The sequence below is a fragment of the Bhargavaea cecembensis DSE10 genome (assembly GCF_000348905.1).
GTDB classification, from domain to species: Bacteria; Bacillota; Bacilli; order Bacillales_A; family Planococcaceae; genus Bhargavaea; species Bhargavaea cecembensis.
On record NZ_AOFT01000003.1, the window covers coordinates 225,446 to 242,476 of the forward strand.

The 17,031-nt window shown below is 56.7% G+C and carries 20 protein-coding genes and 2 tRNA genes; 4 read left to right on the forward strand and 18 right to left on the reverse strand.

The features are described 5' to 3' along the window. Positions 1 to 27 precede the first annotated feature (27 nt). A complete protein-coding gene (locus tag C772_RS04695) occupies positions 28 to 462 on the forward strand; it encodes an Rrf2 family transcriptional regulator (protein ID WP_008297829.1) in 435 nt (144 codons plus the stop codon). Positions 463 to 562: 100 nt separating this feature from the next. On the opposite strand, the gene C772_RS04700 is transcribed toward C772_RS04695, so the two are convergent. The 3 genes from C772_RS04700 to C772_RS04710 all read right to left on the reverse strand — a co-directional run bounded on the left by C772_RS04700 (position 563) and on the right by C772_RS04710 (position 1,573). Continuing rightward, positions 563 to 1,084, reverse strand: coding sequence for a YiiX/YebB-like N1pC/P60 family cysteine hydrolase (locus C772_RS04700; RefSeq protein WP_035001497.1), 522 nt, complete (start codon positions 1,082 to 1,084; stop codon positions 563 to 565). A gap of 318 nt (positions 1,085 to 1,402) precedes the next feature. Beyond that, positions 1,403 to 1,475, reverse strand: a tRNA-Thr gene (locus tag C772_RS04705). A 23-nt stretch (positions 1,476 to 1,498) separates the two neighbouring features. Then, positions 1,499 to 1,573: transfer RNA gene (locus C772_RS04710), tRNA-Asn, on the reverse strand. A gap of 194 nt (positions 1,574 to 1,767) precedes the next feature. Here C772_RS04710 and C772_RS04715 point away from each other — a divergent pair. Then, a complete protein-coding gene (locus tag C772_RS04715; RefSeq protein ID WP_008297831.1) occupies positions 1,768 to 2,424 on the forward strand; it encodes a polysaccharide deacetylase family protein in 657 nt (218 codons plus the stop codon). Between the two features lie 45 nt (positions 2,425 to 2,469). On the opposite strand, the gene C772_RS04720 is transcribed toward C772_RS04715, so the two are convergent. After that, positions 2,470 to 3,183 carry a KinB-signaling pathway activation protein gene (locus C772_RS04720; protein WP_008297832.1) on the reverse strand — a complete coding sequence of 238 codons (714 nt, stop codon included), beginning with the start codon at positions 3,181 to 3,183 and terminating at the stop codon, positions 2,470 to 2,472. A gap of 131 nt (positions 3,184 to 3,314) precedes the next feature. On the opposite strand from C772_RS04720, the gene gerD reads away from it, so the two are divergent. Together gerD and C772_RS04730 are read left to right on the forward strand one after the other, a co-directional pair. After that, positions 3,315 to 3,941: a spore germination lipoprotein GerD gene (gerD, locus tag C772_RS16510; protein ID WP_008297833.1), complete on the forward strand. Its 627-nt coding sequence runs from the start codon at positions 3,315 to 3,317 to the stop codon at positions 3,939 to 3,941. Positions 3,942 to 4,029: 88 nt separating this feature from the next. Next, positions 4,030 to 4,491, forward strand: coding sequence for a DinB family protein (locus tag C772_RS04730; RefSeq protein WP_008297835.1), 462 nt, complete (start codon positions 4,030 to 4,032; stop codon positions 4,489 to 4,491). Between the two features lie 30 nt (positions 4,492 to 4,521). On the opposite strand, the gene C772_RS16635 is transcribed toward C772_RS04730, so the two are convergent. From C772_RS16635 to C772_RS04805, 14 genes are all read right to left on the reverse strand, one after another. Continuing rightward, positions 4,522 to 4,983, reverse strand: coding sequence for a GNAT family N-acetyltransferase (locus C772_RS16635; protein ID WP_035001397.1), 462 nt, complete (start codon positions 4,981 to 4,983; stop codon positions 4,522 to 4,524). Between the two features lie 220 nt (positions 4,984 to 5,203). After that, the gene (locus tag C772_RS04740) at positions 5,204 to 6,316 is read right to left on the reverse strand and encodes a P-loop NTPase (protein ID WP_008297838.1); all 1,113 of its coding nucleotides are present in this window, start codon (positions 6,314 to 6,316) and stop codon (positions 5,204 to 5,206) included. 72 nt (positions 6,317 to 6,388) lie between these two features. After that, the gene (locus C772_RS04745) at positions 6,389 to 7,114 is read right to left on the reverse strand and encodes an N-acetylmuramoyl-L-alanine amidase (RefSeq protein WP_008297839.1); all 726 of its coding nucleotides are present in this window, start codon (positions 7,112 to 7,114) and stop codon (positions 6,389 to 6,391) included. A 222-nt stretch (positions 7,115 to 7,336) separates the two neighbouring features. Continuing rightward, positions 7,337 to 7,636: a rhodanese-like domain-containing protein gene (locus C772_RS04750; protein WP_008297841.1), complete on the reverse strand. Its 300-nt coding sequence runs from the start codon at positions 7,634 to 7,636 to the stop codon at positions 7,337 to 7,339. A 31-nt stretch (positions 7,637 to 7,667) separates the two neighbouring features. Continuing rightward, positions 7,668 to 9,002, reverse strand: coding sequence for a type I glutamate--ammonia ligase (glnA, locus tag C772_RS04755; protein WP_008297842.1), 1,335 nt, complete (start codon positions 9,000 to 9,002; stop codon positions 7,668 to 7,670). A gap of 324 nt (positions 9,003 to 9,326) precedes the next feature. Further along, positions 9,327 to 9,830 (reverse strand): methylated-DNA--[protein]-cysteine S-methyltransferase, encoded by a 504-nt coding sequence (locus tag C772_RS04765; RefSeq protein ID WP_008297843.1) that lies wholly within the window; start codon positions 9,828 to 9,830, stop codon positions 9,327 to 9,329. 145 nt (positions 9,831 to 9,975) lie between these two features. Next, positions 9,976 to 10,827 carry an ABC transporter permease subunit gene (locus C772_RS04770; protein WP_008297844.1) on the reverse strand — a complete coding sequence of 284 codons (852 nt, stop codon included), beginning with the start codon at positions 10,825 to 10,827 and terminating at the stop codon, positions 9,976 to 9,978. Further along, positions 10,828 to 11,613 carry a PhnE/PtxC family ABC transporter permease gene (locus C772_RS04775; RefSeq protein WP_008297845.1) on the reverse strand — a complete coding sequence of 262 codons (786 nt, stop codon included), beginning with the start codon at positions 11,611 to 11,613 and terminating at the stop codon, positions 10,828 to 10,830. Between the two features lie 13 nt (positions 11,614 to 11,626). Continuing rightward, positions 11,627 to 12,403 (reverse strand): phosphonate ABC transporter ATP-binding protein, encoded by a 777-nt coding sequence (phnC, locus tag C772_RS04780; protein ID WP_008297846.1) that lies wholly within the window; start codon positions 12,401 to 12,403, stop codon positions 11,627 to 11,629. An 89-nt stretch (positions 12,404 to 12,492) separates the two neighbouring features. Continuing rightward, positions 12,493 to 13,521, reverse strand: a complete 1,029-nt coding sequence (locus C772_RS04785) for a PhnD/SsuA/transferrin family substrate-binding protein (protein ID WP_008297847.1) — start codon at positions 13,519 to 13,521, stop codon at positions 12,493 to 12,495. A gap of 122 nt (positions 13,522 to 13,643) precedes the next feature. Then, entirely contained in the window at positions 13,644 to 14,465 is an 822-nt protein-coding gene (locus C772_RS04790; protein WP_008297849.1) for a PHP domain-containing protein, read from the reverse strand. After that, the gene (locus tag C772_RS04795) at positions 14,462 to 15,175 is read right to left on the reverse strand and encodes a phosphonate C-P lyase system protein PhnL (RefSeq protein WP_008297851.1); all 714 of its coding nucleotides are present in this window, start codon (positions 15,173 to 15,175) and stop codon (positions 14,462 to 14,464) included. Before C772_RS04795 ends, C772_RS04790 begins: the two co-directional genes overlap by 4 nt. Positions 15,176 to 15,190: 15 nt before the next feature. Further along, positions 15,191 to 16,372, reverse strand: a complete 1,182-nt coding sequence (gene phnM, locus C772_RS04800) for a phosphonate metabolism protein PhnM (RefSeq protein WP_008297852.1) — start codon at positions 16,370 to 16,372, stop codon at positions 15,191 to 15,193. A gap of 14 nt (positions 16,373 to 16,386) precedes the next feature. After that, positions 16,387 to 17,031 (reverse strand): ATP-binding cassette domain-containing protein (locus C772_RS04805; RefSeq protein ID WP_035001501.1); only part of this gene is annotated, 645 nt, incomplete at its 5' end.

Consider the following 17,031-nt stretch of genomic DNA (forward strand, 5'->3'; position numbering starts at 1 on the left):
CGTAAAAAGTTAGGAAGGTGATTGAAGATGTCGATCAGCAGCAGATTTTCCGTTGGAATTCATATATTAACTTTAATCGAAATAAATAAAGATGGAGTAAGTTCATCTGAATATATAGCAAGAAGTGTTAACACGAACCCAGCCATGATCAGAAAAATTATGGGGATGCTAAAAAAAGCAGGATTAATAAACGTACAGCCTGGTATTGCAGGAGCAGAACTCGCAAGAGATTTACCGGATATTACATTGCTTGATGTCTATAAAGCCGTTAACGTTGTCAAAGACAACGAACTGTTTAGTATTCACGAAAACCCGAATCCTGATTGTACAGTCGGAAAGAATATTCAAAAAACAATTGAGCCACTCTTTTTCACTGCTCAACATGCGATGGAGAAGGTTCTTGAGAATGTAACCATTGAAGATGTTGTAAAGGATGTTATGGAAAAAGAAACCAAACGTTAAATGTAAGTAATAAAGAAAAGACATTCTTCTTTTCAGGAATGTCTTTTTTGTACTATTAAGCTTTGACTAAACTTTCTTCCTTGATGTCCCCTCTCCCCCCTCAAATCTTTATCTCGTCAGGATTTTTTGAGGGCTTGCATTTTGCAACATAGCAAACCAAGTCGTACAATTCATTTGGAGTAAGATCTATTCCGCGGAAAAAGCGCTCTCTAATCTCAAGGTCGTCAAGTACTCCAATCTCATCGAGTACTATAAATACAAGTTCTGAGCAGATCATGTGCTTGGGATTATTCAGTCTGTTGTGACCTTCGAATCTAAATACCTTCCTAATCATATACCACAGCAATTGCACGTAGTCATATCTCTTGCCGATGTGACCCATAGCTGATTCGTATACCGATGATCTCTGATCCCATGTAAGACCTAAATCGATCACTTCGATAATATTGTACTTATCTTCCCGAAATCTCCTCAGAGCGACCCTTGTATTATAGTCTGCCTCAATAACCTCGTCGTGTGACGCTACTATTGCGCAATGACTAAACTTGCCTTCATCAAAATAACGAATGATTTGAGAGATAATGCCCTTGCCTTGGACGAATACAACGTCTCCTCTTCGCATTCTCAAATTCCCCACTCCCTATATTAAAAAGGATGGGATTCCCCCTCCTCTTAAGGATGACCCGTGGTCAGTATTTGCCACTCCTCGCTTGGTGAGGCTTAGCCAAAATTACCACATCTCATTATCGAATTTGCATTTCTGAGAATCTGTTTTTTAATAGAACATTTCCCCTTCGTGTCATCATTCGACTGTCCAAATTAGGAATCCTTTAATATAGAAACAATCGTAAACAGCGGATCGACGCCCTATCGTCTTTTTCTCAATTGCAATGAATAGAAAAAAACGCTCAATCCCTTATGGGACAAGCGTTTTCGCGTAAGCTTCCAGCCGGGCTCGAACCGGCGACCTCTTCCTTACCATGGAAGCACTCTGCCTACTGAGCTATGGAAGCATAATAACTGGTGAAAATAAAAATGGCTCCGCAGGTAGGACTCGAACCTACGACCGATCGGTTAACAGCCGATTGCTCTACCACTGAGCTACTGCGGAATATTGAAATATCGTACCGACAGATATCATTATACACAGGACGCCAGTACGTTTCAACCCTATTTTTTTGATTTGCGGAACCTGTTTCAGTTTGTCCAAACTTCCCGGTTTTATACGCGTTTCCCCCCCTCATGCCCGTCCCCTGCCCCGCATAAGCTGATAAGAGCGAGTTTCACGGAAAGGGGCGCCCCCGATTGAAGAAGTTGCTGCTGTTTGGGTTGTTTTTCCTGTTTACCGCATTTGTGCTCGTCCGGTCTTCGGGCGGCGGGCCGCTCATTCCCGTCTTTAACATCACCCAGGAGCCGGATGTGATCGTGCAGGGGAGCCAAGGTGCGGCGCTGACGGTCGACCTGTCGTTCGGCGATTCGGAGGTGAAGGCATGGCTTGAGGAACTGCAGGCGCCGTATCCGCTCATCTTCGCCGATCCGGCCTGGCTGGAGCGTTCTCCGGAGCTGGTCGAGCTGATGATTGACCGGAACATCCCGGTCGGCCTGCTTGGAGCAGAAGGTGAACGTTACGAAGACGAGCCGAAGCTCCTGGATGAGCAGATCGGCGTGTACGAGGACCACTTCGGCCGCAAGCCGCTGTATTTCCGGACAACTGATGAGGAGTTCCCGAAAACCCTCCAGAAACAGCTTTTCGAGGCCGAGGTGAACGCGCTCGGGTCGACGATGCGGTGGGACGGCGGAAAACTGCCGAAAAAACGGGAAGGGCTGATTTTGTCCGTCCAGCATCACCAGGAAGAACGGGCGGATCTGAAAAAAGTCTCCGAACTTCTGTCCGCCAATGAATTCCTGGCGATTGAAGACGTACTGTTCGGCGTGGAGACAAAGGAAAGGAAGTTCCCGTAAACAAGAAAACACCCGGCATCTGCCGGGTGTCGAAGCGGTCCCCCATCACTGGGCGGTCCGTTTTTTCTTTTGTTTCGGGTTGCCGGATGCACCTTCTGCCCGTTTGCGGGCTTCGCGTCGCTCCTGGCGCTTTTTAATGTCTTCTTCCGATTTGGCATTGTATTTCGGCAGCACGAGCAGCTGGTACATATTCACGGCCAGAAGCGGGAACAACAGGATGGTGACCCACTGGTCGATATTGCCGCTGCGGACCATCAGTGCCGGAAGCCATTCCAGTGTCGTGATGACGATCATGAAGAAGAGCGACGAAATGAGGACGTGCTTTTTGCCGGTCATCTTCACTTTCAGCCATGCGGTCAATGCCGGCACGGCGATGAGGAAGAAGAGCAGCGTCAGGTAAAGGGCGGTCCTGCCGCCATCCGCTTCCACGATGTTAAAGCGGAAGAACACGAGGTCGAACAGGACGACCGCGATGATGAGCATCTGGACCCAGTTCCAGAGGGTCAGCGACCGGAAGATGTTCACACCAAACTGGTGTACCGTCAGATAGGCGAAAAAGCCCATCTGTGCCACGACGCTCATCGTGAAACCGAGAAAGACCATCCAGAGGAAAGCTGCGATGAATTCGCCGTACTCCCCTGCCTGGATAAATCCGGAATACATATCGTTCCAGCGCACGATCAGACCGACGAGGCCGGTGATGCCGCCCCCGATTAGGAGTGCGTTGAGGAAAAATTTAAACCAGTTGCGTATTGTCACGTCAAATTAAGCCTCCGTTTTTCATTTCCATTCTTCAGTGTATCAACGATGGGCCGAAAAATCTATTTTGCGCATGCATAGCTTGTGCCAATTTGTGAACAATAATTGAAACGATGGCGGGAAAGGATTTGATGTGCGTGAAGCGGTTCCTCCCGGCCGGACTCGCTCTTCTCCTTCTTTCGGGATGTGGAGGCGGGCAGGCCACTCCCAACTACGAAGAGACGAAAAAAATGGTGACCGATGCCCTCCAGACCGAGGACGGCAAAAAAGCAATCCGGGACCTTCTTTCCGATCCGGAGTTCAAGGACATGGTCGCCCTTGAGCAGGAGGAGGTCAAGACCTCGATCGAGGAAACAATGCTGTCGGACAAGGGCAAGGAATTCTGGAAAAAGCAGTTTGAGGACCCGAAGTTCAAGGAAACGATCGCCAAGTCGATGCAGGAGCAGCAACAGGAAGTCATGAAGCAGCTCATGAAGGATCCGGACTTCCAGAAAGACCTGGAGTCCCTGTTCGGACAGGCGGAAATGCAGAAGACACTCGGTGAAGTGATGAAATCCTCCGACATGCGCGAGGAGATGAAGAAAGTCGCCGAGGAAACGATCAATTCCCCGCTTCTCGCCTCCAAATGGCAGAAACTGATCGAGGAAGCCGGCAAGAAAGAAGGCGGCGGGGGTGGCGGTGAAAGCGGCGGCGGCGGGGGCAGCGAAGAAGGCAGCGGCAAAAAAGAAGAAAGTGGCGGCGGGGGCGGAGGCTCCTGACACGAAAAAAGGACGATCCGGAGTAAATCGGAATCGTCCTTTTTTCGTGTTTTCTTTATAATCAGAAGAAAAGGGGGAAGCATCCATCATGAAGGCATCTGAGATCGTCTGGCACAACGAGGAATCTGTCCGTTTCATGCAGTCGCTCGGCACACTATCCGAAGAAGAATGGCGGCGTCCGCTCGGTCCGGGCAAGTGGACAATCGCGGAAGTCGCCGGCCATTTTGCGGCGTGGGACCGGTTTATCCTGGAGCAACGGCTTCCATATTTTTTCGGTGCGGGTCCGTTACCGGCGGGTCCGGATGCGGATGAACTGAATGCACGCTCCGGACGGGAAAGCCGCGGGCGGAGCCGGGATGAGACGATTGACGATTTCGTCACGGTCCGCCGGCAGCTGATTGCCGCACTCCGCGACTTGCCGGCCGGCGACTGGAGCCGGGAGTTCCAGATCGGGGAGTCCCGGATGACGCTCGGGCATTATTTCGCAGGAATGATTGAGCACGACGAGCACCATTTCCGGCAGATCCGGCAGGCACTGGAGAATGGATAAAATGGGGTTCCGGCTGCTCCGGAACCCCATTTATATTTCTGTCTTCATCAAAACGAGGAACCGCGTATCACCACGCGTGAATGTGCCGGTCTCCCTGAAGCCTGCATTCCGGTACAGCCGGATGGCGCGTTCGTTAAAGTCCGCCACGGTCAGGCGGAAAGCCGATGGTGACCGGGTTGCCCTCAGGTGGTCGAGGATGAGCTTGAAAAACTCTGGTCCTTGCCCTAGCCCCGTCCGCTCCGGCTTCATCCCGAGGCCGATATCGATGATACCGTCCCCTTCCGGATAGGCGCCTGCCCCGTATCCCGCCGGCACCCGGGCCTCCGCTCCGGTGCAGAAAAAGCCGACCAGGCGCCCGTCTTTGAAGACGGCCTCATACCCCATGAGCTCCTCTGCCCCTTCACCATTCAAGTTATAGAAATCATACGGCGGCGGATACGCCCAGCCCGTAATTTCCTCCGCTTCCCGTATGCCCATTGGCCGGATTTCCATATGGTTCACCCTTTCCCAGTATGACGTTCCATTCGACGGCGGGCATCTCCGCTCCTCTTTCAGGAAGGAATTTAGATGCGAAAGTGATGAATCACGTCCTGAAAGTGACGAATAGGCTCGCGAAAGTGACGATTCGTCCCCTGAAAGTGACGAAGGCGGCGCGTCCCCTGAATGAGAAAGCCGCTGCACCCCGGGGGGGCGCAGCGGCTGCTGAATCAAATCAGTTATTTCTAGGGTCGAATGGGCTGACCGGGCCTTCGTTTTGCGCAGGCTCGCCGCCCTTGCCGAGCTTCTCCACGATTTTCGTGGCGATCTCGCCGTAGAGCTTGCCTGTCGGGTGATCCTCGCCGTAGACGGACGGAGCGAAGTCATTTTCATCCCAGTCCGGCTGGCCGAGCGGAATCTGGCCGAGCAGTTCGGTGCGGAGCTCTTCGGCCAGTTTCGGGCCGCCGCCTTTGCCGAAGACGTATTCCTTTTCGCCCGACTTGGACTCGTACCACGACATGTTCTCGACAACGCCGAGGATCTCGTGTTCGGTCTTCAGTGCCATCGCGCCCGCCCGTGCCGCGACAAATGCGGCTGTCGGGTGAGGCGTAGTAACGATCAGTTCCTTCGATGTCGGCAGCATCTGGTGAACGTCGAGCGCCACGTCGCCCGTGCCCGGAGGCAGGTCGAGGAGGAGGAAGTCAAGGTCGCCCCACTCCACGTCACGGAAGAACTGGTCAAGCACCTTTCCGAGCATCGGGCCGCGCCAGACGACGGGCGCGTTCTGGTCGACGAAGAAGTCCATCGAGATGACCTTCACGCCGAAGCGCTCGACCGGGATGATCGAGTTGCCGCGGACAACCGGGTTCTGCTCGATGCCCATCATGTTCGGTACGCTGAAGCCGTAGATATCGGCATCAACCAAGCCGACCTTTTTGCCCATACGCGCAAGCGCGACGGCGAGGTTGACGGAAACCGTCGATTTGCCGACGCCGCCCTTGCCCGATGCGACGGAGATGATCTGGACTTTGTTCAGCGGGGACAGGATGTCCTGTGCCTCGGAAACGTCCGCCGTGCCGCGGAACTGCTCAAGCTTCTCAGCCGGCAGTTCCTCGAAGCGGATGCCGACCGTCTTGACGCCGGCCTTCTTCAGCGTGTCGACGACTTTCATCTGCAGCTGCATCTGCTCGGCGTTGTTGATCTTGGCAATCGCGAGCTTGACGCTCACGTGTTCTTTTTCTTCTTTGATCGAGACTTCGACGATGCCGCCGGTCTCGTCCAGTGTACGGTGAAGGAACGGGTCCTCAAGCGCGCCGACCAGTTCCCGGATTTGTTGTTCATTAATCAATTTCAGACACTCCCAATCCGGTCATTTCTGCCTACATTATACCATAGGGAAATGCCGAATCGAGCAGACGGCTCACTGGACGTCCTGCGACAGATAATCCGAGACGCCGTCCGCGATGGCGGTGGCCATTTTCTTCTGGTAGCCCTTGTCGGTCAGCAGGCCGCGCTCTTCCGGGTTGCTGAGGAAACCGGTCTCGATCAGCACGGCCGGCGTCGGCACTTTCTTCAGCAGGTACACCTGGCGGACGGCGAGCGCCTCCCGCTCTGTGTTCTTCACGTTGTCGACGATGGAACCCTGCACGGCCTTGGCAAGGAGTTCGCTTCCAGGGTGCCCTTCCGCATGATAAAACACCTGCGCACCCCGCCATTTCTCCTCAGGCACCGCATTACCGTGGATGCTCAGGAACATATCCGGCTCCTCATCGATCGCAATCTGTTCCCGTAGCTTCAGGTCCGCCATCTTCCGTGCGCGGATCGACGGGAAATCTTTCCCCGGCTCCCGCTCCGCGAGCGCATCGCCGCTCTTCGTACGCGTCATGATGACGGTCGCACCCTTTTTCTTCAGCTGCTTTTCCAGTTCCTTCGCGATCGCCAGGTTGATGTCTCCCTCGATGATGTCCCCCGAAGACGCGCCCCCGTCCGGTCCGCCGTGCCCCGGATCAATCACGACCTTCACCCCGCCCATCGGCTCCGGCAGGAAAAAGTCGCGGTCTGACGCGAGCGTTTCATATGCCAGGAACGCCGCCGACGCGATCAGGATAAATGCAAGAACCACTACCCGCTTCTTCAACTTCCCCATGCGTAACGGTCACCGCCTTTTTGACCATCATACGCCCGGGGTGGACCGGCTATGCTTGGACGGGAGACGGGCGGTGCGGGTTCTTTTCGGGCGGGTCGGAGGATTTGGGGTGAAAGATCAATAAGGGGCGGCGAAAGATCATCAACAGCGCGGGAAAGATCACCAAGACGGCCAGGCCATATGAAAACCGGCACACCCCAAAGGGTGCGCCGGTCCGTCCGGTCAGGCGATGACTTCGCCTTCCCATTCCAGCATGCCGCCGGTCATATTCGTTACGTTGTAGCCGTTGCCGCCAAGGAAGTTGCATGCCATCGAGCTGCGGTTGCCGGAGCGGCAGATGATGATGTATTCCTTGTCCGCGTCCAGTTCCCCGAGCCGCTCGGGCAGTTCCATGAGCGGGATGTGGACCGCGCCGGGGATCATGCCGGCTGCGACTTCTTCATGCTCACGGACGTCGATCATGTTCGGCTGCTCGCCTGCCTCGAGGCGTGCTTCCAGGTCTTTCGTTGAAATTTCGTTCATCGCAATCCCTCCTGCGGTTTATTGTAGCGTATCAGTACATCTTCATGTACTGCTCGCGCTCCCACGGGTGGACGGTCATGCGGTACTGCTCCCACTCCATGCGCTTGGCGGCCATGTAGTTGTTGTAGATATGGCTGCCGAGCGCCGAGCGGATCGCTTCGTCGGACTGGAGGGCGTTGAGCGCATGGTCGAGGTCTGTCGGCAGTGTGCCGATGCCGGCCTCGTCCAATTCTTCCTGAGTCATCTCATACAGGTTGCGGTCGACCGGCGCCGGGACGTCGAGGTCCCGCTTGATGCCGTCGAGGCCCGCCTTCAGGATGACCGCAAGCGCCAGATACGGGTTCGCGGACGGGTCGACGGAACGTACTTCGATCCGTGTGGACAGGCCGCGCGATGCCGGGATCCGGACGAGCGGGCTGCGGTTCTGCGCGCTCCAGGCGACGTAGCTCGGCGCCTCGTAGCCCGGCACGAGCCGCTTGTAGGAGTTGACGGTCGGGTTCGTGATTGCGGTGAAGTTGCGGACATGCTCGAGGACGCCTGCCATGAACTTGTAGGCGGTCTCGCTCAGCTTCATCTGGCCTTCCTCGTCGAAGAACGCGTTTTCGTCGCCTTTAAAGAGGGAGATGTTGCAGTGCATGCCGGATCCTGCGACGCCGAACAGCGGCTTCGGCATGAATGTCGCATGCAGGCCGTGCTTGCGCGCGATCGTCTTGACGACGAGCTTGAACGTCTGGATATTGTCACATGCGGCCAGTGCGTCCGCATACTTAAAGTCGATTTCATGCTGGCCCGGTGCCACTTCGTGGTGGGACGCCTCGATCTCGAAGCCCATCTCTTCCAGCTCGAGCACGATGTCCCGACGGCAGTTTTCGCCGAGGTCAGTCGGTGCGAGGTCGAAGTAGCCGCCGTTGTCGTTCAGCTCAAGCGTCGGCTGAAGGTTATGGTCGAGCTTGAACAGGAAGAACTCCGGCTCAGGCCCTAGGTTAAAGTGGGTGAAGCCCAGCTCCTCCATCTCTTTCAGGACACGCTTCAGGTTGTTCCGGGGATCTCCCTCGAACGGCGTGCCGTCCGCCTTCGAGATGTCGCAGATCAGACGAGCCACTTTGCCCTTTCCGGTTGTCCACGGGAATACCATCCACGTGTCGAGGTCCGGGATCAGGTACATATCGGACTCCTCGATCCGGACAAAGCCTTCGATTGAAGAGCCGTCGAACATCATTTTGTTGTCGAGCGCCTTGTCGAGCTGGCTGACCGGGATCTCTACGTTCTTGATCGTGCCGAGCACGTCGGTGAATTGGAGGCGGATGAAATTCACATTATCTTCCTCAACAAACTTCCAGATGTCATCGCGTGTATACTTGCCCATTTCCAGCCACTCTCCTTGTTCAGTATTGCAACGGCGCCCGGCCATCACATTTTTTTATCATACTGTCGGAAAACAGCATAAGCAAGAAAAATTTCAGGAATTTAATTGAAAAAATGAGATTATATTTTCCAACCAAAGACAAAAGAAAAACCCTTCCCCATAATTGGGAAAAGGATGAAAATGGAAGCGTTTTATTTCCCTTATTCTGCCTCAGGGCAGATAAGGAGCGGACCCATAGAATAGCACAGGAGAAAGATTCCGGACAAGCGCGGATTGATGCGAGTTCCTGGTCTTTCGTGCCTGGTCTTTCGATGCTTTTCCCGGTCACTCCCCCGCTTCCAGCGCAAGCAGCCGCTCCTTCATTGACAGGCCGCCGCGAAATCCGGTCAGCTTGCCATTCTTGCCGATTACACGGTGGCACGGTACGAGCATGAGTACCGGGTTGGCTCCGATGGCGGCGGCGACTGCTCGGACGGCGGTCGGGCGGCCGATGCGCTCAGCGATATCGGAGTACGTCACGGTCTCTCCGCACGGAATTTCCCGGAGCGCCTGCCAGACCTTCTGCTGGAACGGGGTGCCTCCGAGGTCGACGGGCAGGTCAAACTCGGTCCGCCCGCCGTCAAAGTATTCCCCGAGCTGTGTTCTGTACGGGTCAAGCGCCCCGTCGTCGCGGACCAGTTCCGCTCCGGGGCGACGCGCGGCAGCCCATTCTTCCAGCTCATCAAAGCCGCGCCCTTCCGAGCCGATCCAGCAGAGCCCCTTGTCCGTCGCTGCGATGACGAGGTTCCAATCTCCCTTTTGAAGCCATGACCATCGGATCGTTTCCATCGTTCGTCCTCCTCTTCTGTTATCGGTGCACTCATTATACCGCAGTGTCTTTCGGTATCCCTCGACATATTTCCCGGGAAATGAATCGAAGGCTGTCGGAAATTGCCCGGAATCAAAAATCCCCTCATCACTGAGGGGATGGAGCTTAGTCCGCCGAGTATACCCGGCTCTTGAGGCGTGTCGAGAACACTTCAAGCACGATGGCGACAGCCAGGATCATGTACGTGATCATGCCGACTTCGCGGAGGTCGAAGTAGAAGCCGGAAGCCATGAAGAGCTCGAATCCGATGCCGCCTGCCCCGGCGGCCGCGCCCATCGCGACAGCCACCGAGAAGTTGATCTCGAAGCGGAGGAAGGTCCAGGACAGGAGATAGGTGAATGTGGACGGCAGGACGCCATGGACGACGGTCTGCCACCAGCCGGCACCCGTGGAACGGAGCGCCTCCAGAATCTTCGGGTCGACTTCCTCGAATGCTTCCGAGAAGGCCTTCACGAGATAGGCGACCGAGTGGAACAGCATCCCGAGGACGGCCGCCTCACTGCCGAGCCCTGCCGCAATGGCGAAGATCAGGACCCAAAGCACGGTCGGCACCGCGCGGACAAACGCGACGACGACGCGGATCGATTTGGACAGCCAGGGGACGCTCAGGTTTTCCGCGGCACCGAGCGCCAGGAAAAAGGCGAAGACCGCGCCGAACACAGTGGCGAGTGCGCCGAGTCCGAGTGTGATGGCGACCTGCATGGCCGCCTCACCCCAGCCGAAGTGGCTGAGCTTCGGCTCCAGGAACATGGCTTTCAGGTTATAGAGGGTTTCCGGAATCGCCTGGAGCGGCCGGAAGCCGGTGTAGTCAAAGAAGAAGAAGGCGAGGACCGTCAGTGCGCCAAGCGTCCAGAGCGTCGCACGGAGAACGATGCTGACCCGGTTGCCCGACCGGATATTGATCTTGCCCGCCCGGGTATGCCGGATGACGGATGGTTGTTGGGTTATCTGCTGCATTTACAGGATCACCTTCCGGATTCTTGTCGAGAGGAGTTCGATCAGGATGACGGCCAGCACGATTGTAATCGTGATCAGTGCGACCACCTCGTAGTTCATTGTCTTGTAGTACATGTCGAACATGTAGCCGATCCCAGTGCCCGTCAGGATGCCGACGAGCGTGGCGCTGCGGATGTTCGTCTCGATCATGAACAGCACCCAGCTGACCATCTGCGGGAGCCCCTGCGGCACGACGGCTTTGCTGACGATCTGCCAGTATGTCGCGCCTGTCGCCCGGAGCGCCTCGACCGAACCGAGCGCCGCTTCGTCGATCGTCTCGATAAAGGCCCGGGTCAGGAAGCCGACTGTGCCGACGAACAGCGCGAGGAATCCGGTCACCGAGTTTTGGCCGAAGGACAGGAGGAGGATCAGCGACCAGGCCACGACAGGGATGTTCCGTGACAGGGAGGCGACAAAGCGGGAAACGGCGCCGAACGCCCGGTTCACCATTGTCGTCTTCGAGCCCATGATCGCAAGGAACAGCGACAGTGCGGCGGCAATCGTCGTGGCGGCAATCGACATAAAGACGGTCTCGAGCAGTTTCTCCATGATGTCCGGCAGTTTGCCGAGCGCCTCCCCGTTCACGAGCAGGTTGGAGGCCATCCACAGCATCGCCCCGGGAACCGCCTCAAGGCTGCTGACAAAGCCGTAGTCGGTGACCCATGCGGACAGATAGGTGAGGACGATGACTCCAAGGAACAGCATCGTCATCTGGAATTTTCGTTTTTTCAGCACGGTTTCATTCATGTTGTCAGGCTCCTCAGACAGTGATCAGTTCGCGGGTCTCCACGGCGGTCTTCATGCCGTAGATTTCATCGGTGAATTGAGGCGTGAGCAGCAGGCTCGGACCGTCAAAGACGACTTCGCCCTTTTTCAGGCCGATGATCCGGTTGGCATAGTCCTTTGCCACGTCCACTTGGTGAAGGTTGACGATGCACGTGATGCCGAATTCGATGGAGATCGTTTTCAGATGGTCCATGATGACCTTGGACGAGTTCGGGTCGAGCGAAGCGATCGGCTCGTCACAGAGGATGATTTTCGGGTCCTGGATCAGCGCCCGGCAGATGCCGACGCGCTGCTGCTGTCCGCCGCTCAGCTGGTCGCACCGCTTGTACGCATGTTCGGCGATTCCGAGTTTTTCAAGCAGTTCGAACGCCTTGCGCTTTTCCGCTTCCGTGAACCGCCCCAGGACCCCCTGGAGGGTCGACTTGTATCCGAAGCGCCCGTGCAGAACGTTTTCGATGACAGTCAGCCTCGGAACGAGGTTGTAGTGCTGGAACACCATTCCGATGTTTTTGCGCACATCCCGGAGTCCTCTCTTGTTCTGCGCGCCGACATCCTTGCCGTCAAAGAACACCTGGCCTTCCCCGATGTCGACCATCCGGTTCAGGCAGCGCAGCATCGTGGATTTCCCCGCCCCCGAAGGGCCGATCACCGCGACAAACTCCCCTTCTTCAACGGAAAACGAGACATCCTTCAGGATCGGATTGCCCGGCTGGTAGGACTTCGACAGACCGTTCACTTCGAGTAATGGCACTGAAAAAACTCCTTTGCTTAATAAGATGGCCTTGGCGCAATGGCCCGCCGGCCGGCAAAAAGCCGTTCCGGCGGGCCGGGACAATCAACTCAGTTGGAAAGCTCACGGATCGGGTCGAACCAGCTGTCTTCGACTTCAACGAAACGCTCGCCTTCCGTCTTTTTGAAGAGGCCGGATTGTTCTGAGTCCTCCGGTACGAAGACTCCCTCGTTTTCGGCCATTTCATCAGAGGTGAAAGCGTCGCGGATCTTGGTGAAGTCCTCTTCGCTCAGCACTTCCGTGTTGGCGACAAACGGGGCGTTCAGTACAGGCGTCACGCTGACGAGCACAAACTCTTCACCAGGTACGGTGTGGAACGGCTCGGCTGCGTCATCCTTCACCCGGTATACCGAGCCCGCCGTGTTTTCCTCGCCCTCGGCCACTTCCACATAGTTATCCACGCAAGTATCGCAGAATGCGGCTGCTTCAACGGTTCCCTTAAGCAGGTTCACTGCCGAGCCCTGGTGGGAGCCGCCGAACTGGACCTGCTCAAAGAACGGGCCGCCCTCCATCAGGTCTTCCTCGCTCAGCCCCTTGTCGGAGAAGTGATTCAGAATCGAGGAAGAAGGTACGACAAAGCCTGAAGTCGAGCTGTTCGAGACGAAGGAGAACGACTTGCCTTCGATCGGATCGATCGTATATCCGTCGCCGTCCTTGTACTCATCCGCATTTTCCTTCTCGACCGCGATCCACGAATGGTACTTGGCGTCATCCAGCGTGCCGGACGGGCCCGTCGGAACGGCCAGCGGTTCGATGGCGTCGTTGCCTTCCTTGGCCTCGATATAGCCCTGCGCGCCCATGAAGGCAAGCTCGGCATTGTTGTTGACGATCGTTTCGATGGCGATGGCGTAGTCCGTCGTCAGGTGGTGCTTGACTTCTTTGCCGGTGGCTTCGCCAACCGCGTCCCCGATCGCGTCTCGCGCACTCTTCAGGTCATTCCCGGATTCGTTCGGATACCAGACGATGTCGACCACGTCGTCTCCCTTGCCAGTGCTTTCCGCATCTCCTTCTGAACAAGCTCCCAACAGTGCGGCAGTGGCTGCGGCCGCAAGCAGCAGTCCGAATCGTCGTTTTTTCATCATTCGATCCCCTTTTCCAGATGTTTTGGCTTTTTCATTCTGCAGATCCCGCGTGGTTCAGCTTCATTGAAGCACGGAACCGGGGCGCGGGGCTATGGGTTGTCCCGCTTCTTTAGACGGTTTTAAGAATATTTACAAGACATTAACAGCGCATTGTCAGGACTGGTGAATTCACCGATGGCGACAGGCTCTCCATACCGCCCGTGGTAATCGGAACCGCCTGTCGTGAACAGGTCATAGTCCAAGGCAAGCCGGTCGACCCGGTCATGGTCTTCAGCTGTATGATCCGGATGGTGGCGTTCAATGCCGTCCAGCCCGGCCGCGGCAAGCTCCGGAATCAGTTCGTAGGAATCGAGCTGTCCGGGATGTGCGATGACCGCGAAGCCGCCGTCTGCTTTGATGGCGCGTACGGCGTCGAACACGTCAATGTACCGGATATCCCCCGAGGCCGGCCCTCCGTCCTTGAACAGGGCGCGGTACAGCTGCCGGTAGTCTGCCGATTCAAACGGCTGGACCGTCAGAAGGTCCATGAGGTGCTGCTTGTAGACGATGCCGCCTTCCGGAACCATGGCGAGCACCTGCTCCTCATCCAGCGAGAGGCCGGTTTCCCGGATTTTCCTCGCCTGTTCGAGCGTGTGCCGGTGGCGCCGTTCCAGGAGCGGCCGGCAGAGGGCCCGGAGATGCTGCGCATCCGGTCTGTAATCGTAGCCCAACACATGGACTTTGCGGTTGCGTTTAAAGTCATAGGCTGAGATCTCGATGCCCGGGATGACCGTCACCCCGTACTCTTCACCGAGGGCGAGCGCTTCTTCCACGCCATCTGTCGTGTCATGGTCGACAAAGCTGATGTGGGTGATGCCTGCGTCCGCCGCACGCTCCAACACCTCCCGTACCGTGTCCGCCCCGTCCGAGTACCGGCTGTGCACATGAAGATCCGCCTTCATCGCTGCACCTCCGGCATCCCGCGAAGGGCTTTTTCGTTCATGTCGTACACGCAGTCGCACAGCCCTTCCATGAACTCCAGGTCGTGGAAGATGCCGACGAGCGTCGTGCCGTCCGCCTTCAGCTTCTCGATCACTTCCCGGACCTTCAGCTTGGACTGGTAATCCAGGCTTGCGGTCGGCTCATCCAGCAGCAGGAGGCGCGGCTTCTTCACCGTCGCAATCGCGATGTTCAGGCGGAGCTTCTCCCCGCCCGAGAACGTGTTCGGGAACGTGTCCCAAAGGCGCTCGTCCAGGTCGAAATGGCGGAGCGACCGCTCGGCCTCGATTTTGGCCGCTTCTGGCGTTTCACCCATGCCGAGAAGCGCCTGCTCGACGAGTTCCCTCGCCGTCGTGCGCGGCATGACGTTCAGGAACTGCGACACGTAGCCGATCTCGTGCTTTCTCAGCCAGATGACCTGGCGCTCTTCCGCTTTCAAAAGATCGATTTTGCCGAACCGCTCCGAGTCGAACCAGATCTCCCCTTCATCGGGCAGATAAGTCCGGTAGATGCTTTTCAGGATGGTCGACTTGCCGCTGCCGCTCTTGCCGACGATGCCGATAAATCCGCCCTGTTTCAGGCTGAAGCTGATGCCTTCCACTGCTTTCCTCGTGGTATTCAGATGATGGCTCGTGAACCGCTTGCCGAAATCTTTCACTTCAAGCATGACCAAGTTGTCCCCCTCCTCTCAGCTTTTCCGGTAATTCGTCCGGGTGACGACCACGCCGTTGACCATCGTCGCGCTCAGCATCGGGTAGCCGTCGTCCATCCGCTCGATAACGAGCAGATCCGCTTTTTTCCCCGGGCAGACCGAACCGATTTCCTGTTCCATGTTGACGGCCTGTGCCGGACGGATCGTCACCTTGGCGAATCCTTCGTGGAGCGGCACACCGCACTCATCGTGCAGCTTGAAGATCGAGTGCAGGAGCGCCGCTGGATAGTAGTCGCTGCAAAGGATATCCGCACAGCCTTCCTGGATGGCTTCCGCGGCGGACAGGTTGCCCGAATGCGAGCCGCCCATCAGCACGTTCGGTGCGCCGACGATCGTGGCCATCCCCAGTTCATTCGCTTTTTTGGCGACATCCAGGGTGATCGGGAACTCGCTGATCGTCGTGCCGTACGAACGGACCAGCTCCAGCTTCTTCTCGTGGTCATCGTCGTGGGAGGCGACCGCGATGCTCTGGGCGATCGCGATTTCGGCCACTTCCTGGATCCGCTCGATGGTCATCTGCTCACGGCTGATGCGCTCCGCGATCAGGACACCCACCTCATCGTCCGAGATATCCCGGTATCCCTTCATAGTGTTCCGGTACACCTCGAGGTCACGGTACTGGCCCTGCCCCGGCGTATGGTCCATGAACGACAGGAGGTGCACCTTCCCGTCCCGGATGTTTTGGATCAGCGTATCCACTTCATCGATATTGTCGACCTCGAACCGGGCATGGAGCCGGTGACGGATCAGATGAAGCCCGTCACGCAGAGAACTGATTGCATCGACAAGCCGCTGGACGTTTTCCGGCTGACGGATCGGCTTATGGCTGAACAGGTCTTCCTTGTAGAAGGACAGCGAATGGAACATCGTCGTGATCCCGTGGTTGATCAGGATCTTCTCGGCTTCCCGCAGGGCCATGTTAAAGTCCATCATGCTTGTCGGGCGCGGAGAGGCGATCGTCTCGATATAGTCGGAATGGATGTCCACGAACCCTGGCGTGATGTAGCCGCCGTTTGCATCGAGCCGCTCCGCGTCCGGCCAATATTTGATTTCCTCCTCCGGGACGATGTCCGCGATCCGGTCTCCATCGACGAGCACCGCCATTCCCTCAAGAATCCGGTCTTCCAGAATGATCTTTCCGTTATGCAGAATGTGCATACTCTTCGTCCTCCCTACAGCAGCGAGTAAACCAGCTGCTGGGTATATGCGTGATTGGGGTCTTCAAGGATCTGGTCAGTTAAACCGGATTCGATCACCCGGCCGTTCAGCATGACGAGTGTCCGGTCGGCAAGCATCCGGATGACGGCCAGGTCGTGTGACACGACAATCATCGAGATGCCGAGGTCGCGCTGGATCTGCTTGATCAGGTCGATGACGGCCGCCTGCACCGATAGGTCAAGTCCTGTCGTCACCTCGTCGAGGAACAGGATCGGCGGGTCGTTCGAAAGGGCCTTGGCGATCTGGACACGCTGCTGCATGCCGCCGGAGAAATTGCGCGGCTCTTCCTTCATCCGGAACAGCGGGATGCTCACGACATCGAGAAGCCGCTCCCCGGCGGACTGCATGTTTCCGACATGCCTGCCGCCCGCGGCAATCTGCTTTTCTGCGATGTTGCTGATGGAGGAAAAGTCCATCCGGAGGCCTTTGACCGGGTTCTGGTAGACCATGCCGTATTTGTGGTTGCGGATGTATCGCTTGCGCTGGGAAGACACGTCGAACAAATTCTCCCCGGCCAGTTCCGGGTCATCGATCGTCAGCGTGCCGGACGTGACGTCCTGGTCAAAATACAGGCACTGCATCAGGGTCGACTTCCCGCT

Excerpts from the sequence above, each read along its gene's own strand:
- C772_RS04695 (WP_008297829.1), top strand. The coding sequence starts at position 28 with ATGTCGATCAGCAGCAGATTTTCCGTTGGAATTCATATATTAACTTTA.
- C772_RS04700 (WP_035001497.1), bottom strand. The coding sequence starts at position 1,084 with ATGCGAAGAGGAGACGTTGTATTCGTCCAAGGCAAGGGCATTATCTCT.
- gerD (WP_008297833.1), top strand. The coding sequence starts at position 3,315 with ATGTGCGTGAAGCGGTTCCTCCCGGCCGGACTCGCTCTTCTCCTTCTT.
- C772_RS04730 (WP_008297835.1), top strand. The coding sequence starts at position 4,030 with ATGAAGGCATCTGAGATCGTCTGGCACAACGAGGAATCTGTCCGTTTC.
- C772_RS16635 (WP_035001397.1), bottom strand. The coding sequence starts at position 4,983 with ATGGAAATCCGGCCAATGGGCATACGGGAAGCGGAGGAAATTACGGGC.
- C772_RS04745 (WP_008297839.1), bottom strand. The coding sequence starts at position 7,114 with ATGGGGAAGTTGAAGAAGCGGGTAGTGGTTCTTGCATTTATCCTGATC.
- C772_RS04750 (WP_008297841.1), bottom strand. The coding sequence starts at position 7,636 with ATGAACGAAATTTCAACGAAAGACCTGGAAGCACGCCTCGAGGCAGGC.
- glnA (WP_008297842.1), bottom strand. The coding sequence starts at position 9,002 with ATGGGCAAGTATACACGCGATGACATCTGGAAGTTTGTTGAGGAAGAT.
- C772_RS04765 (WP_008297843.1), bottom strand. The coding sequence starts at position 9,830 with ATGGAAACGATCCGATGGTCATGGCTTCAAAAGGGAGATTGGAACCTC.
- C772_RS04770 (WP_008297844.1), bottom strand. The coding sequence starts at position 10,827 with ATGCAGCAGATAACCCAACAACCATCCGTCATCCGGCATACCCGGGCG.
- C772_RS04775 (WP_008297845.1), bottom strand. The coding sequence starts at position 11,613 with ATGAATGAAACCGTGCTGAAAAAACGAAAATTCCAGATGACGATGCTG.
- C772_RS04785 (WP_008297847.1), bottom strand. The coding sequence starts at position 13,521 with ATGAAAAAACGACGATTCGGACTGCTGCTTGCGGCCGCAGCCACTGCC.
- C772_RS04790 (WP_008297849.1), bottom strand. The coding sequence starts at position 14,465 with ATGAAGGCGGATCTTCATGTGCACAGCCGGTACTCGGACGGGGCGGAC.
- phnM (WP_008297852.1), bottom strand. The coding sequence starts at position 16,372 with ATGCACATTCTGCATAACGGAAAGATCATTCTGGAAGACCGGATTCTT.